Origin of the sequence: Niabella aurantiaca DSM 17617 (assembly GCF_000374125.1) — a bacterium.
In the GTDB taxonomy this organism is placed as follows: Bacteria; Bacteroidota; Bacteroidia; order Chitinophagales; family Chitinophagaceae; genus Niabella; species Niabella aurantiaca.
Map to the genome: position 1 here is coordinate 64,433 of NZ_KB893648.1, position 13,523 is coordinate 77,955.

15 protein-coding genes are annotated in these 13,523 nt (G+C 48.6%); 9 read left to right on the plus strand and 6 right to left on the minus strand.

The features are described from left to right. The first annotated feature begins 69 nt into the window (after positions 1 to 69). The 7 genes from B160_RS31865 to B160_RS0126110 all read left to right on the plus strand — a co-directional run bounded on the left by B160_RS31865 (position 70) and on the right by B160_RS0126110 (position 5,959). A complete protein-coding gene (locus B160_RS31865) occupies positions 70 to 303 on the plus strand; it encodes a hypothetical protein (RefSeq protein ID WP_157558237.1) in 234 nt (77 codons plus the stop codon). A 182-nt stretch (positions 304 to 485) separates the two neighbouring features. Further along, positions 486 to 965 (plus strand): hypothetical protein, encoded by a 480-nt coding sequence (locus B160_RS0126085; RefSeq protein WP_018630917.1) that lies wholly within the window; start codon positions 486 to 488, stop codon positions 963 to 965. 231 nt (positions 966 to 1,196) lie between these two features. Next, positions 1,197 to 2,286 (plus strand): peptide chain release factor 2 gene (gene prfB / locus B160_RS0126090; protein ID WP_157558238.1). Its coding sequence is split into 2 segments (ribosomal slippage): positions 1,197 to 1,256 and positions 1,258 to 2,286, totalling 1,089 coding nucleotides; the frame shifts between segments, so codons are not numbered across the junction. Positions 2,287 to 2,400: 114 nt separating this feature from the next. Next, complete coding sequence (pruA, locus tag B160_RS0126095; protein ID WP_018630919.1) at positions 2,401 to 4,032, plus strand: L-glutamate gamma-semialdehyde dehydrogenase; 1,632 nt, start codon at positions 2,401 to 2,403, stop codon at positions 4,030 to 4,032. A gap of 59 nt (positions 4,033 to 4,091) precedes the next feature. Further along, entirely contained in the window at positions 4,092 to 4,619 is a 528-nt protein-coding gene (gene pyrR, locus B160_RS0126100) for a bifunctional pyr operon transcriptional regulator/uracil phosphoribosyltransferase PyrR (RefSeq protein WP_018630920.1), read from the plus strand. Positions 4,620 to 4,726: 107 nt separating this feature from the next. Continuing rightward, positions 4,727 to 5,593, plus strand: a complete 867-nt coding sequence (locus B160_RS30915) for a DUF6624 domain-containing protein (protein WP_018630921.1) — start codon at positions 4,727 to 4,729, stop codon at positions 5,591 to 5,593. A gap of 111 nt (positions 5,594 to 5,704) precedes the next feature. Then, positions 5,705 to 5,959 carry a hypothetical protein gene (locus B160_RS0126110; RefSeq protein WP_157558239.1) on the plus strand — a complete coding sequence of 85 codons (255 nt, stop codon included), beginning with the start codon at positions 5,705 to 5,707 and terminating at the stop codon, positions 5,957 to 5,959. Positions 5,960 to 5,998: 39 nt separating this feature from the next. On the opposite strand, the gene B160_RS0126115 is transcribed toward B160_RS0126110, so the two are convergent. Further along, positions 5,999 to 6,664, minus strand: a complete 666-nt coding sequence (locus B160_RS0126115; RefSeq protein WP_018630924.1) for a porin family protein — start codon at positions 6,662 to 6,664, stop codon at positions 5,999 to 6,001. A 172-nt stretch (positions 6,665 to 6,836) separates the two neighbouring features. Between B160_RS0126115 and B160_RS30155 the strand changes: the two genes are divergently transcribed. After that, positions 6,837 to 7,970, plus strand: coding sequence for an RCC1 domain-containing protein (locus tag B160_RS30155; protein WP_169540139.1), 1,134 nt, complete (start codon positions 6,837 to 6,839; stop codon positions 7,968 to 7,970). 157 nt (positions 7,971 to 8,127) lie between these two features. Further along, entirely contained in the window at positions 8,128 to 10,035 is a 1,908-nt protein-coding gene (locus tag B160_RS0126125) for a DNA topoisomerase IV subunit B (RefSeq protein ID WP_026310041.1), read from the plus strand. 93 nt (positions 10,036 to 10,128) lie between these two features. Here the strand turns inward: B160_RS0126125 and B160_RS0126130 are convergent, their stop codons facing one another. From B160_RS0126130 to B160_RS0126150, 5 genes are all read right to left on the minus strand, one after another. Beyond that, positions 10,129 to 10,578 carry an acyl-CoA thioesterase gene (locus B160_RS0126130; RefSeq protein WP_018630927.1) on the minus strand — a complete coding sequence of 150 codons (450 nt, stop codon included), beginning with the start codon at positions 10,576 to 10,578 and terminating at the stop codon, positions 10,129 to 10,131. A 272-nt stretch (positions 10,579 to 10,850) separates the two neighbouring features. Continuing rightward, positions 10,851 to 11,696 carry a hypothetical protein gene (locus B160_RS0126135; protein WP_018630928.1) on the minus strand — a complete coding sequence of 282 codons (846 nt, stop codon included), beginning with the start codon at positions 11,694 to 11,696 and terminating at the stop codon, positions 10,851 to 10,853. Next, the gene (locus tag B160_RS0126140; protein ID WP_026310042.1) at positions 11,680 to 12,273 is read right to left on the minus strand and encodes an RNA polymerase sigma factor; all 594 of its coding nucleotides are present in this window, start codon (positions 12,271 to 12,273) and stop codon (positions 11,680 to 11,682) included. Before B160_RS0126140 ends, B160_RS0126135 begins: the two co-directional genes overlap by 17 nt. 103 nt (positions 12,274 to 12,376) lie before the next feature. Beyond that, entirely contained in the window at positions 12,377 to 12,964 is a 588-nt protein-coding gene (gene rdgB, locus B160_RS0126145) for an RdgB/HAM1 family non-canonical purine NTP pyrophosphatase (protein ID WP_018630930.1), read from the minus strand. After that, positions 12,961 to 13,509 (minus strand): hypothetical protein, encoded by a 549-nt coding sequence (locus tag B160_RS0126150; RefSeq protein WP_018630931.1) that lies wholly within the window; start codon positions 13,507 to 13,509, stop codon positions 12,961 to 12,963. Before B160_RS0126150 ends, rdgB begins: the two co-directional genes overlap by 4 nt. Positions 13,510 to 13,523: the final 14 nt, after the last annotated feature.

Here is a 13,523-nt window from a genome sequence, read left to right on the forward strand (position 1 = left end):
ATACGGCTTTTTTACGAGAGTGCTCCCGGAAAATATGATACCCTATATCACACAGGAGGGGCGCAGAACATGCCGAAGGATACGGTAGCAGTCGCATTGGATATTGATCACCCTGTTTTTAGCCAGTCAAGGGAATTTTATATTAAATACAATGCTTCGGACATTGATACCTTAAAAATAGTGGCCCGGTCCAAGCGGATCAACCTCTGTAAAACTGAATATACGCTGAAGCAGTTTTGGATCAATGGAACGGTTGAAGAAATACCAAAGCATTTTTCCGGAATTTTTGTCATTTATAAATAATGCGGGACTTCGGTCCGCTCATAGCAGCTACGACAGGAAAGCCATGGATGATGTATGATTGGCTGTTTTTTGGCTCCTTTTCAGGGTATCCGGCAAAGAAAACGAGGACGGCCGCAGGGTGCCAGGGAATAATATTTGTTTGACTCAACTGAAACTATTGTTTTTACTTAAAATTGATAATTATGAGAATCTTATTGTTTTGCGCCATAATACTCGGCTGCCTGATGACACCAAGCTGTTCTAAAAAGGAAAAGACCTATGGCTGTCCGCCTGTGGGTTATTACTATTCACCCAAATTCGTAATAATCAATAAGACCACGGGAGAAAATCTTATTGAAAAAGAAGTCTATAAAAAGGAGGAGATAAGAATGTTTTACCAGAATGGGCGGGGTGGGTATGATACGCTTTATAAATTTGGAAAAGGCGATACTATAGAAATATTGGTGCCGGTTGGAACTCCGATTATAAACGATTCCCGCGATTTTTATATAAAATATAATGGTGTAGATATTGATACACTAAAAATACGGACAAGGTTAGATAAGAGAGAGGCTTGCGTCACCTGGTATGCGCCGGTTCAATTTTATATTAATGGTAAAGCTGCCTTAACGCCCCCGAACCTTTTTGGGACCTTTGTTATCAATAAACAGGAAAACCGATAAAGCAACCCTTTTCCCGGTGTTTCCCGCCGGAAAAATAGAAACACTGCGGCTGAACGGAGCGGCGTCCGGCTGAATGACATCGTCAGACAGGCAAGTAAAGCCTGCCATGAGTACCGGGGCGCGGCCAATAAGAAGTGCAACTATATGCAACGTGCAAACACGGCACTGCCTTTTGAACAATCGTTTGTGCAACCGGCCGCAAATCCGAAATAGACCGTATCTTTGCAGCCTATGACACAGGAAAAATTACAGGATATGCGGTCCCGCGTTCTCGGGATAAGGAGGTTTCTTTGACGTCGAGAACCGTCAACAGAAAATAAATGAAGATAAACAGCTTTCGTTAAGTCCCGGCTTCTGGGACGATAATCAGCGTGCCACAGAGATCTTAAAGACCTTAAAGACCAATGAATACTGGATGAGCCTGTTTCGCGAGGCCGAAACAGCAGTAGAGGACTTTGCGGTTTTGTTCGATTTCTGGAAGGCCGGTGACGCCACAGAAACAGAAACGCAGGAGGCCTATGACCGGGCCCTTGAGGTGCTGGAAGACGCTGAGTTTAAAAGCACCCTGAATGAACCGGAGGATGAATTGCCTGCAGTGATGCAGATCAATTCGGGCGCCGGCGGCACGGAGAGCCAGGACTGGGCGGAAATGATCGCCCGGATGTACCGGATGTATGGCGAAAAACAAGGCTGGAAAATTACCGAACTGGACTGGCAATGGGGAGATGGCGCCGGTATTAAAACGGCCACCCTGCAGTTTGAAGGTCCGTTTGCCTATGGCTTTTTAAAGGCAGAAAGCGGTGTGCACCGCCTGGTACGGATCTCGCCGTTCGACAGCAATGCCCGCAGGCATACTTCGTTTGCATCGGTATTCGTATACCCGCTGGTAGATGATACCATCGATATTGAGATTAAGGATTCCGAAGTAAAGATGGAAACGGCGCGCAGCGGTGGTGCCGGCGGACAGAATGTGAATAAAGTTGAAACCAAGGTATTCCTGACCCATATTCCCACCGGTATTGTGGTGGTTTGCCAGACGGAGCGTACTCAGATGGGCAACCGGGAAAAAGCCATGCAAATGCTGAAGAGCCGGTTATATGAAGAAGAGCTGCGCAAGCGCGAAGAGCTGAAAAATGCGGCGAATGCCAATAAGAAAAAGATTGAGTGGGGCAGCCAGATCCGGAGTTATGTGTTTCATCCTTACAAAATGATCAAAGATCACCGTACCGAGCATGAGGTAGGGAATGTGCAGCCGGTAATGGACGGTGAGCTGGATGGCTTTATCAAGGCCTATCTGATGCAGCGGAAGGAAACAGTTTAAACATGCAAATACAGCACCCATATCAGTGCGCTGATCATCGGAGTACGGATGGTTCATGGCTGTAAACAGCCACAAACATGTTTTTATATTTTCAAATTTTCAAATTGAGATAATATGCACCAGGGATCATTTTCCTATCCTTTGCCGGCCAATGAGCCGGTTTTGAACTACGCCCCCGGAAGTAAAGAGCGGGAAAACCTCAAAACAGCCATTGCGTTGCTGAAGAGTCAGAAAGTCGATGTGCCCATGTACATCGGGGCCAACGAAGTGCGCACCACAAAAAAAGAAACCCTGCGCCCCCCGCATGAGCACCGGTTTGTATTGGGACAATTTTCCATCGGGGAAAAGAAGCATGTACAGCTGGCGGTGGATGCAGCGCTGGCTGCAAAAAAAGACTGGGAAGCCATGACCTGGGAAAGCCGGGCGGGCATCTTTTTAAAAGCAGCGGATCTGATCGCCACAAAGTACCGTGGACAGATGAATGCTGCCACCATGCTGGGGCAGAGTAAAAATGCGTACCAGGCAGAGATCGACAGCGCCTGCGAGCTGATCGATTTTTTGCGTTTCAATGTTCATTTCCTGAGCCAGATCTACCAGCAGCAGCCTATAAGCGGTGCAGGCATGCACAACCGCCTGGAGTACCGGCCGCTGGAAGGTTTTGTACTGGCGATCACACCCTTTAATTTTACGGCGATCGGCGGTAACCTGCCTACTTCTGCCGCCATGTGTGGCAACGTGGTCGTATGGAAACCGGCACATACACAGATCTACTCCGCGCAGTTGTTTATGCGCATTCTGAAAGAGGCCGGACTTCCGGATGGAGTGATCAACCTGATCTATGTGGATGGCCCCGCAGTGGGCGATGTTTGTTTTAACCACCGGGAATTTGCCGGCGTGCATTTTACCGGCTCTACCGGGGTGTTCAATCATATGTGGGAAACCATCGGGAAAAATATTCCCAAATACAGGAGCTATCCGCGCATCGTGGGAGAAACCGGGGGGAAGGACTTTGTAATGGTGCATAAAAGCGCCCACCCGGATGTGGTGGCAACCGCATTGTTACGGGGCGCTTTTGAGTTTCAGGGGCAAAAATGTTCCGCCGCATCCCGGGCATACATCCCATCGAACCTGTGGAAGGAGGTAAAGAAACTGCTGATCGAAGGAGTGCACTCATTTAAAATGGGAGCGGTAGAAGACTTTAGCAATTTTATTAATGCCGTCATCGATGAAAAAAGCTTTGACAAGATAAAAGGATATATCGATAAGGCCAGAAAAGATCCGAAAGCTGCCATTGTAGCGGGCGGCACCTGTGATAAAAAAGTAGGTTATTTTGTTCAGCCCACCATTATTGAAACAAAAGACCCGCAATATGTAACCATGTGCGAGGAGATCTTCGGACCGGTGCTGACGGTATATATATATCCCGCCGGTAGTTTTGAAAAAACGCTGGACCTGGTGGACAGCACATCGCCTTATGCATTGACGGGCTCGATCATCGCAACAGATCGCGCGGCTATTGAAACCGCAACCAGGAAGCTGTCCAATGCTGCGGGTAATTTTTATATCAATGACAAGCCCACCGGTGCCGTGGTGGGGCAGCAGCCGTTTGGGGGTGCGCGCGCCTCCGGCACCAATGATAAAGCAGGCTCCATCCTGAATCTTTATCGCTGGCTGAGTGTGCGCACGGTTAAAGAAACTTTTAACCCACCGGTTGATTACCGGTACCCGTTCATGGCGGAGGAATAAAATTTGTTTGCCGTTTGCCCGTCCGGTCAGGCGGATCTCGAACCTTAAATTGTATAGTTTTGAAACTGATTTTAAAACCAGAGGAGATTGCGATTACGATCCGGCGGCTGGCGCACCAGATCGTAGAGAATCACGAAGATTTTTCCAGGATCGCTATCATTGGCCTGCAGCCGAGAGGTATTTTTCTGTCAAACCGTATTTACGAAGAGATACAGAAAATATCAAAGGGACAATCCATCGATTACGGCAAGCTGGATATCACTTTTTACCGGGATGATGTGCGTAATGAGCTCCATACCGCCAATGAAACGGATATCCCCTTTTCCATTGAAGGAAAAGACGTGATCCTGATCGATGATGTGTTGTACACGGGCCGTACTACCCGCGCGGCGTTTGATGCCCTGCTGGATTACGGAAGGCCAAAAAAGGTGGAGCTTTGTGTATTGATCGACCGCCGGTTTACCCGGGAGTTTCCGATACAGGCCGACTACGTGGGCAAGTACATCGATTCTTTTGAAACACAGAAGGTGCTGGTACGCTGGACGGAAAACAGCGATAAAGATCATGTAACGATAACGGAAGGATAAAATAACTGAACGGAATACAGAAGGGGTGCAAGGGTAACTTGCGCCCTTTTTTGTCTGAACTTTTGAATGGAGGAATTGTTTAAAAAAAGAAAAACAGGCTTCACACAATGCGATTGCTTTGGACCCTTTTATTCTTTTCTTTCCATAGAGCAATACTAAGCCAGGAAAGAATTCCTTACAACCTCCTTTCCAGCGAGCTGGAGGAGATCCTCGCAAAGGACCAGGGTCCCCGCGATACGCTGAATAAACTGGTGTTACAATACGGAGCTCGTGCTGACACCATCGGCGCATATTGGAGCTATATTCATGCGGTCGACTCGCTCAATATGCGGCAGGTATCCGGGATCATCAATGTCTATGGATGGCCCGATAACCGGCGGATCTCTCCGGATGCTTCTAAAGCATTATGGCTCGTTATTCAGCATGCAGATTCCCTTACCCGCGAAGAATACCTGCCGGTACTGGAACAAGCCGTTGCGGAAAAAAAGGCCCCCAAAAAATATTATGCCTATTTATACGACCGGGTGCAGATGTTCCGGGAGCGCTTTCAGCTATACGGAACACAGCTGGGCGGCGATTATGAAGGGAATACTGTGTTGTGGCCCGTTAAAGACATGATCCGGCTGGATGCCCGCAGAAAAGCGATGGGATTGCCTCCAATAAAGGAGGCGCTTAAAGATTATTCGGTTTCCTGGTCTGATCCTGCTTACGACTCGCTGGCGGGCAGGATTGTATTTTATGGGCTTGTGAGCAACCGGCAGGGGAGCGGTATTGCCGGCATCCATATTTACGAGCCCTCCGGAAAGTTTGCCGGTAAAACCGGTCAACGGGGATATTTCAGGGTTTTGGCAAACCGGAGGGCATTGCGGAAAGGACTTTTATTCAAGGGCGTGGGATACCGGGCATTTAGGTATCACTTCCGGAATCAGCAGGCGGAGGTATTTTATGATACCATCTCTTTACCGGAAAACTGACCTTTTGAATGGAAATCTTAACAACCGCGGGATTTCTTTGGCCTGATCTTGGTAGTTTTCTGTAGATACCTGTCGGCACTGCCCGGCTTTTTCATCATTAAAAAGAATGTTATGGAAACGGGAAAGGAACAGTTTTCGATTGAAGCGACCATCGGCGGCAAGCGGACGCAGATACAGGTAACGCCTGCGGAAACAACAGACGGCGTCGCTTTTTATAAATGTACAGCCGGATCTGATGAAATCACACAGATCCGGAATGACGAAGGCTTTTGGAAACAGGTTTGGGGCGATCTGAGTGACGAGGAAGTAAAAGCCATTGGGGCTGTCATTGATTCTTACCAGGAAAAGAACAAGATCGTTTCGTAGCTGCAATGGGCTGACTGCACCGGTGCAGCTGTTGCCGGGTTAGAGAAAAACGGCGATGCCGGCACTCAACCCCCGCTGGCCGTATTTTTCTTCCAAAGGCCGGGCATTGCTAAGGCCATAGCTGTATTGGAGGTTCAGTGCTATTTTTCCGGAAAACTCAATGCCGCACAGCGCATTTGCACCCCAGGAAACCCGTTTAAAATATCCCCCGTTGCCGGGCTGTATGGTTACCGGCGGCTCATTGCTCCATGTTATTTTTTCGGAGAAAACAGTTCCGTCCGTAACCAGCGCCGCATACCGGTGTTTGCCACCCATACCATAGGCAATATAAGGCCCGAGCCCCAGGTAGAGGTCGGTGTGTTTTGCGCCTTTCTTCAATATAAGGTTTAGCGGTAATTCAAGATACATGGGAGCGGCCTTTCCGTTTTTGGTTAACGTATTTTCATATTTTGTTCCTTTACCCTGCCAGTCCAGCCCGGTCCGCAGGAAGATGTGCTCCTTCATTTTAAGGTCGATGATCACGCCGGCATGATAGCTCGTCAGCCAGCTGTTCGCGTCTGGCGGAACGGTGCTGCTATGCGACTCGCTCAGCTTTACATAGTTGATGCCGCCTTTGATCCCGAAACGGATCAGGGTATTTTGTGCTTTGCAGAGCGGAAAAAGAACAAGAAGTGCGATAACGGTCAAAATCAGCCTTTGTTGCATTCATTCATGGTTTTATTCGTCTTTCAATCAGGTGGTTGTACGAGCTGTCCGGGCGATTGCCCATAAAACAAAAATAAAGAATATCTGCGTATGCGCGTCGTTTTAAATAAGCGGGATACCAGACAATCCGTTATTTTTGCGTATCTGTTTAAAACCCCGAATGACCAGTGCTATGATGAAGACATTATTCCGGCCTTTTATTTTGACGATGTTACTGGGTTGCTTTCTATATGCCTGCGAGAAAAAGGATGCTTCCCCGGAACATGAATACAGCAATACCTACTGGGACCCCTTGTCTGCAAATTATTATGTTTCGTTAGCCATCAGAGGCGATCGCTCATTATGGGCCACGGGGAGCAACAACTATGGGCAACTGGGTAATGGTATTGCCGGACGTGATTCCAATTTCCGGAAAGTGATGGACAATGTAGCCCTGGTACGGTCAGGATATTTTCATACGCTGGTATTAAAAACGGATGGTACCTTATGGGGAATGGGACGGGTCGATTCCGGGCAACTGGGCAATGTGCCGGGTAGCAAGATCGTAAAAGTACCTGTCCGGATCATGGATGATGTGGTGCGGATGGCAGGTGGATTGGCGCATAGCCTGGTGTTAAAAAAAGACGGAACGGTATGGGCAACGGGCGGAAATTTTTATGGACAACTGGGGGATGGAACCGGCACCTCCAGGAGTACCCCGGTACAGGTTGCGGCAAACGTGAAGCAACTGGCTGCAGGAAGGGACTTTAGTTTGCTTGTAAAGGAGGACGGCAGTTTATGGGCGGCCGGCCGCAATAATTACGGACAACTGGGTAATGGAAGCCGGACAGATAAAAAAACGTTTGTAAAAATAATGGACCAGGTAGTTGCGGTTGCTGCGGAAACCTATCACTCGTTGATCTTAAAGACCGATGGCAGCTTATGGGGCGCCGGGCAGAACACTTATGGTCAGTTAGGAGACGGAACAAAGGAGAACCGGGCTGAGCCCATACAGATTACCGGAAATGTTGCGGCGATGGCTTCAGGGGCTTTTCATACCGTGATCCTGAAGAAGGACGGGACATTATGGACAACGGGAAGAAACCATGTAGGGCAATGCGGGAACGGCAAAATAGAACCTTCGGTATTAACCCCGGTTAAGATCGCTTCAGAAGTCATGGCCATTGCTGCGGGCCATTATCATTCGGTGTTCTTAAAAAAAGATGGCAGGCTGTATACAACCGGGCGGAACACATCCGGGGAACTGGGGTTGGGCAACAGCGAAGATGTTAGCAAACCCACGCCCACCCTGTCTCTGGTGAGGTAAATGAGCCCGAGCCGGTCAGTTGATAAAACAACGCGACCATTTGCCATAAGCAGGGAAAATATAAGAGATCAATCTGGTAAAATATTTTTACTTTTGAGCGTTTCATTTCTGGCCGGAGGATGGCCGGACGGGAGCGCGTAAAAAAAGGAAAGGATTCATGGCAAAAGAAATTGCAGTACCAAAGACAGGAGTAACATATGATGAAGATAGTATTAAAAGTCTCGACTGGAAAGAGCACATTCGCCTTCGCCCGGGGATGTATATCGGGAAGTTAGGAGACGGAAGCAGCCCGGATGACGGGATCTATGTATTGGTAAAGGAGGTGATGGATAACTGTATTGATGAGTACATGATGGGTTACGGTAAAACCATCGAGCTGACCATTAAAGACAATACCGTAACCGTAAGGGATTACGGGCGGGGTATACCCCTGGGAAAAGTAGTGGATGTGGTGAGCAAGATCAATACAGGGGCAAAATATGACAGCCGCGCTTTTCAGAAATCGGTGGGATTGAACGGGGTAGGTACCAAGGCTGTAAATGCGCTGAGCAACTATTTTAAAGTGGTTGCGGTCCGTGATGGAAAAGATAAGACCGCCGAATTTGAACGCGGAGTTTTGATAAAGGAAAGTAAGGAAGCAAAAACAGGGGAAGATAACGGTACCCTGGTTACTTTTATTCCGGACGATACCATCTTTAAAAATTTTAAATTTCATCCCGAGTTCCTCGAAAGTCTCATCTGGAATTATTGTTTTCTGAATGCCGGGCTGAAGATCGCTTTTAACGGCAAAACCTATATCAGCCGCAACGGATTGCTGGATCTGCTGCAGCGCAAAACCAATGAGGATGAGATCCGGTACCCGATCATTCACCTGAAAGGAGAGGATATTGAAGTGGCTGTTACGCACGGGAATGACTATGGAGAAGAATTGTACAGCTTTGTAAACGGCCAGCACACAACCCAGGGAGGTACCCACCAGCAGGCGTTCCGGGAAGCGTTTGTAAAAACCATCCGCGAGTTTTATAAAAAAGACTACGACGCTTCGGATATCCGGGGTGCTATCGTGGCGGCAGTTGCCGTAAGGGTGGTGGAACCGGTGTTTGAAAGCCAGACAAAAACAAAGCTGGGATCACAGAACGTAGATATTAACGGCCCCAGCATGAAACAGTTTGTGGGGGATTTCCTTTCCAGGGAACTGGACAACTATCTGCACAAGAACCCTTCAACCGCAGAGACGCTCAAAAAGCGGATCGAACAGAGCGAGCGCGAGCGTAAAGACCTTGCAGGCATCAAAAAGCTGGCCAATGAGCGGGCAAAAAAAGCCAATCTGCACAATCGCAAACTGCGTGACTGCCGGGTGCATTTGAATGAAGAGCCGCCGGCAAGAGGCAAGGAAGAATATATTGCCAAGCAGAATGAGAGCACTATTTTTATTACGGAAGGAGACAGTGCCAGCGGTTCCATTACCAAGGCCCGGAATGTTGAAACACAGGCTGTCTTCAGCCTGCGGGGTAAGCCACTGAACAGCTTTGGGCTTACAAAAAAAGTAGTGTATGAAAATGAAGAATTTAACCTGTTGCAGCATGCCCTCAATATTGAAGAAGGAATGGAAGGGCTGCGGTTCAATAATATTGTGATTGCTACCGATGCAGATGTAGACGGTATGCACATCCGGCTGCTGATCATGACCTTTTTCCTGCAATTTTTTCCGGAACTGGTCAAACAGGAGAAGGTATATGTACTGGAAACCCCGTTATTCCGGGTGCGCGACAAAAAAGAAACGATCTATTGTTACAGCGAAACAGAAAAGAGAGCTGCCATTAAAAAACTGACCGGAAAACCGGAAGTGACCCGTTTTAAAGGATTGGGCGAGATCAGTCCGGAGGAGTTTGCCCAGTTTATCTCCGGCGACATGCGAAAACAGCTGATGCGGCTGGAACAGGGAGATCATATACAGCAATTGCTGGAATACTATATGGGTAAGAATACGATGGACCGCCAGGAGTTTATCATAGACAATCTGGTGGTAGAGATCGATGAAGCTGCGGAAGAGGCTGCTGCCTGATGCTGATGCCCCGGCGGGAGCATCTGCTTTTGGAACGGTGCACATTGCCTTTTAGTAACGAACGGGCCTGTGGGATGGGCTGACGGCTGATCATTACCGGGCGGTAGCCGCCGTATCTGCAAGTTTTTGCAATGCTGCTTCCGGTATTGCTGAAATTTTACGTTGGGAATAATCAAAACAGACCATGCCGGTTTTTGCAAATGCAACGGGTATCTTTTTGCCCTGGCCCTCTTTTTCAATCAGGTAGTACAGGTCAAAACCCACCCGCTGAAAATCGCCGGTTGCTACGGACACCAGGAGTACATCACCCATAAAAGCCTCATTTTTAAATTCAATGGCCGCATCGGCCATGATCAGTCCCAGGCCCTCCAGGGACAGCTCGGTATACCCCAGCCGGCGCAGGAACTGAACCCTGGCTTCATGGATCATTCCCAGCAGGGCATCGTTGCCCATATGCCCCCCATAGTTGATATCGGTGACCCGTACCGGCAGGGTACAGGAAAAATGGAACGCCTGGGGTAGTGTGATCTTGATCCTCGGCATATTGTGTATTTAGGATTGCTGCTGTTGCATTGTTTTTTAATAACCGGAACTGCCTACGAATGCCCACCGCCGGCATCCACTGCATTGCATATACACCTAATGGAATGGATGCCGGAAGCCTGATATGGCTCGAATATAAGTATAAAAAAAGGTTGCACCCAAAGCCGTTTTATAGAATATTGTCCGTCCGAAATAAGTTCAGCCGGACAATAAAAGCTTTGATACAAACTTTTTAAATAGGTTTTCGTATTTGTTTGGAGTGAATTGTTGGTTTACAAACCGGCGTTCTCCGACTTGGCCAGTTCCAGGATATCCAGAAAATTGTCCGGGGTGGCGGCTACAGGCGCCTTCGCCATTTCTTTCTGCCATTGTTCGATCTGGTAATTGCAATCCTCGCTGGCATTTTCGCCCGCTATACAATCGGCCATATTCCCCAGCTTTTTTGACATACGCACCACGTTGCCGTCTTCGGTCATCAGCATAATATAGCGGCCCTGGATGGCTTTATTTTTTTCTACAGTGGTCTTATAAGTGTTGCCGGATGCGGTCCTGATCTGCACCGGCTTAACCGGGGGGTCATTAAGGGCAAGGCTGCCTCCTGCTTCTGAATGCGGCAGGGCTGCCGGCCCGGTCTTTGGTTGCTGCAGCGCTACCGGGGGCTTGCTGGAATCTTTTTTACCGTCAAATATCTTGGCCAGAATGTCCTTGGTATTATTATCAGGCTTGTTAGCCAGGTGAAAAAGTGCAAACGCCAGCAGGCCGGCAATGCAGGCCGCGACGGCGTACTTCGACCAGTTGAAAGCACCTCTTTTTACCGGAGCCTGCTTCGTGGCCGGCATATCTGTTTTCAGTGCGGCATCTATTTGGTCCCAGGCGGCGGCCGGGGGCATCACCTCCAGCGTCTGGAGCCGTTCCGCAACACCGGTAAACGAATGCTCTTCTTCAAGATGTTCCCGGATATGATCCCACACAGCCGGGGGAGGCGTGGTTTCCAGCGCCTGCAACCGCTGACCCAGTGGTTTTAACGTTTGCAGTTCTTCTAACTCGCCAGCAATGTTTTTCCATGCTTCAGCCGGTGGGGTTACCTGATGGTTATATAATTTATGTTGGCTGCTCATTGCTTACTGTATCCATTTTATCTTTATTCTCAATGTATTTTTTAACCAGGTCCTGCAAAATCGCTTTTGCGCGCGAAAGCTGCGATTTGCTGGTCCCTTCACTGATGCCTAACATTTCGCCGATCTCTTTGTGCGAGTATCCTTCCACCACATACATATTAAATACCGTCCGGTAACCGGGAGACAATTGGGTGATCAGTTGTAAGATATCCTTTTCAGCTAGTTCATCCAGTACGGAAACATATTTGCCTTCGATGGTATTCTCTTCCCTTTCTGTTACCGGCTGCAGGTATTTTTTCCGGCGGAAATGCTCAATAGCCGTGTTCACAAAGATACGGCGCACCCAGCCTTCAAATGATCCGTCACCGCGAAAACTGTCCAGCTTTTTATAAACCTTAATGAACGCGTCCTGCAATATATCCTGTGCTTCTTCAGCATTAGAAGCATAACGCAGGCAAACAGCGTACATTTTTGGAGAAAAGCGGCGGTACAGTTCTTCCTGCATCCTTCGATCTCCGTCAATACATCCTTTAATTAAGTCGTTGTCCGGTATATTATGGTTGCTTTCTGTGTTCAAATTTTTAAATTTTTTAAAAAGTGGGCGACTATAGCAGGCCGGCGGGATCGGTTGACAGGAGGATCGGAACGTTTTTTCCTGTCAGGTTCCTGTTCTTGGCTTGTTAACTGCCCACAAGTTCCTTCAAATATACCACCAGTTTTTTAACTGCTTTCTTTCGGTGGCTAAATTCCTGTTTTTCTTCGAGAGTCATCTGTCCAAATGTTCGGTCGCTTCCGTCCGGGATAAAGACGGGATCGTACCCGAAGCCACCGGTACCGAGCGGTGCTTCCGCTATTTTCCCGGTGCAGAGGCCTTCAAACCGTTGTTCTTTTCCATTGATAATAAGCGAGATAACGGTTTTAAACCGGGCTTTACGGTTTCCCTGGTTGCGGAGCAGTGCAAGAAGTTTATCCGTGTTGGATGTGTAAGCCGGCTCGTCGTCGGCAAAACGGGCGCTCCGTACGCCCGGGGCTCCGTTAAGGGCTTCTGTTTCCAGCCCGCTGTCTTCGCTAAAGCAGTTCTTGCCGGTAAGCTGGTATATAACGGTCGATTTTTCGGTGGCATTGGCCTCGAGGGTGGGATGGGGCTCTGGTATGTCTTTCAGGATCCCGGCTTCCCGGAGGCTGATGATTGAAAATCCTTCAGGCAGGGCCTGCCGGATCTCGAGCACTTTATGTTCATTATTGGTGGCAAAAATCAATTCGATCATATATTGAATATTGTTTTCAGGCTGGCCCAGAGCTGGGTTTTGGCGGGTTTGTCTTCTTTAAGTTCGTGCAGTGAAGGGGCGTGGACCACTGTCAGCCCCGCATGGTTTTGTACCTGGTATGGCGGAATTTCAAACGGAAGGCCAAATGCGGCGGTGGTAATACCAAATAATAATACCACCGCACTTTGAAAATGCCCGATGATCATTTTGTGATCCAGGGCCGGATAGTTATGGCGGTTCACGATGGCCACGTCGTTCGGCGTTAGTTTACAGGCATTGAGCAGCTGTGAGAGAAACTGAAACGAAGTATCCGGCAGGTGCAGGTCGCCCGGGTAATACACCACCACGAGTATATTCTTTTTATTTCCGCCCAGCGATTTCCAGTCGGGCAGAGCTGCTGCAGCCGGTGCATCTTCACCGGAAGCAATAGCGGCGGGCTCCGGCTGCACAGCAGGCGGGGCCTGGGTTGTGGGGTCTATTGACAGGGATCTTGGATAAAGCCGGGCAACCAGCCCGGGCGTCAGATCAATTTTATTCAGACTCATACGTTTTACTTTTT

Bases quoted from the DNA above. Each gene is read 5' to 3' on its own strand.
- B160_RS31865 (WP_157558237.1), top strand. From the start codon at position 70: ATGCCGAAGGATACGGTAGCAGTCGCATTGGATATTGATCACCCTGTT.
- B160_RS0126085 (WP_018630917.1), top strand. From the start codon at position 486: ATGAGAATCTTATTGTTTTGCGCCATAATACTCGGCTGCCTGATGACA.
- pruA (WP_018630919.1), top strand. From the start codon at position 2,401: ATGCACCAGGGATCATTTTCCTATCCTTTGCCGGCCAATGAGCCGGTT.
- B160_RS30915 (WP_018630921.1), top strand. From the start codon at position 4,727: ATGCGATTGCTTTGGACCCTTTTATTCTTTTCTTTCCATAGAGCAATA.
- B160_RS0126110 (WP_157558239.1), top strand. From the start codon at position 5,705: ATGGAAACGGGAAAGGAACAGTTTTCGATTGAAGCGACCATCGGCGGC.
- B160_RS0126115 (WP_018630924.1), bottom strand. From the start codon at position 6,664: ATGCAACAAAGGCTGATTTTGACCGTTATCGCACTTCTTGTTCTTTTT.
- B160_RS30155 (WP_169540139.1), top strand. From the start codon at position 6,837: ATGATGAAGACATTATTCCGGCCTTTTATTTTGACGATGTTACTGGGT.
- B160_RS0126125 (WP_026310041.1), top strand. From the start codon at position 8,128: ATGGCAAAAGAAATTGCAGTACCAAAGACAGGAGTAACATATGATGAA.
- B160_RS0126130 (WP_018630927.1), bottom strand. From the start codon at position 10,578: ATGCCGAGGATCAAGATCACACTACCCCAGGCGTTCCATTTTTCCTGT.
- B160_RS0126135 (WP_018630928.1), bottom strand. From the start codon at position 11,696: ATGAGCAGCCAACATAAATTATATAACCATCAGGTAACCCCACCGGCT.
- rdgB (WP_018630930.1), bottom strand. From the start codon at position 12,964: ATGATCGAATTGATTTTTGCCACCAATAATGAACATAAAGTGCTCGAG.
- B160_RS0126150 (WP_018630931.1), bottom strand. From the start codon at position 13,509: ATGAGTCTGAATAAAATTGATCTGACGCCCGGGCTGGTTGCCCGGCTT.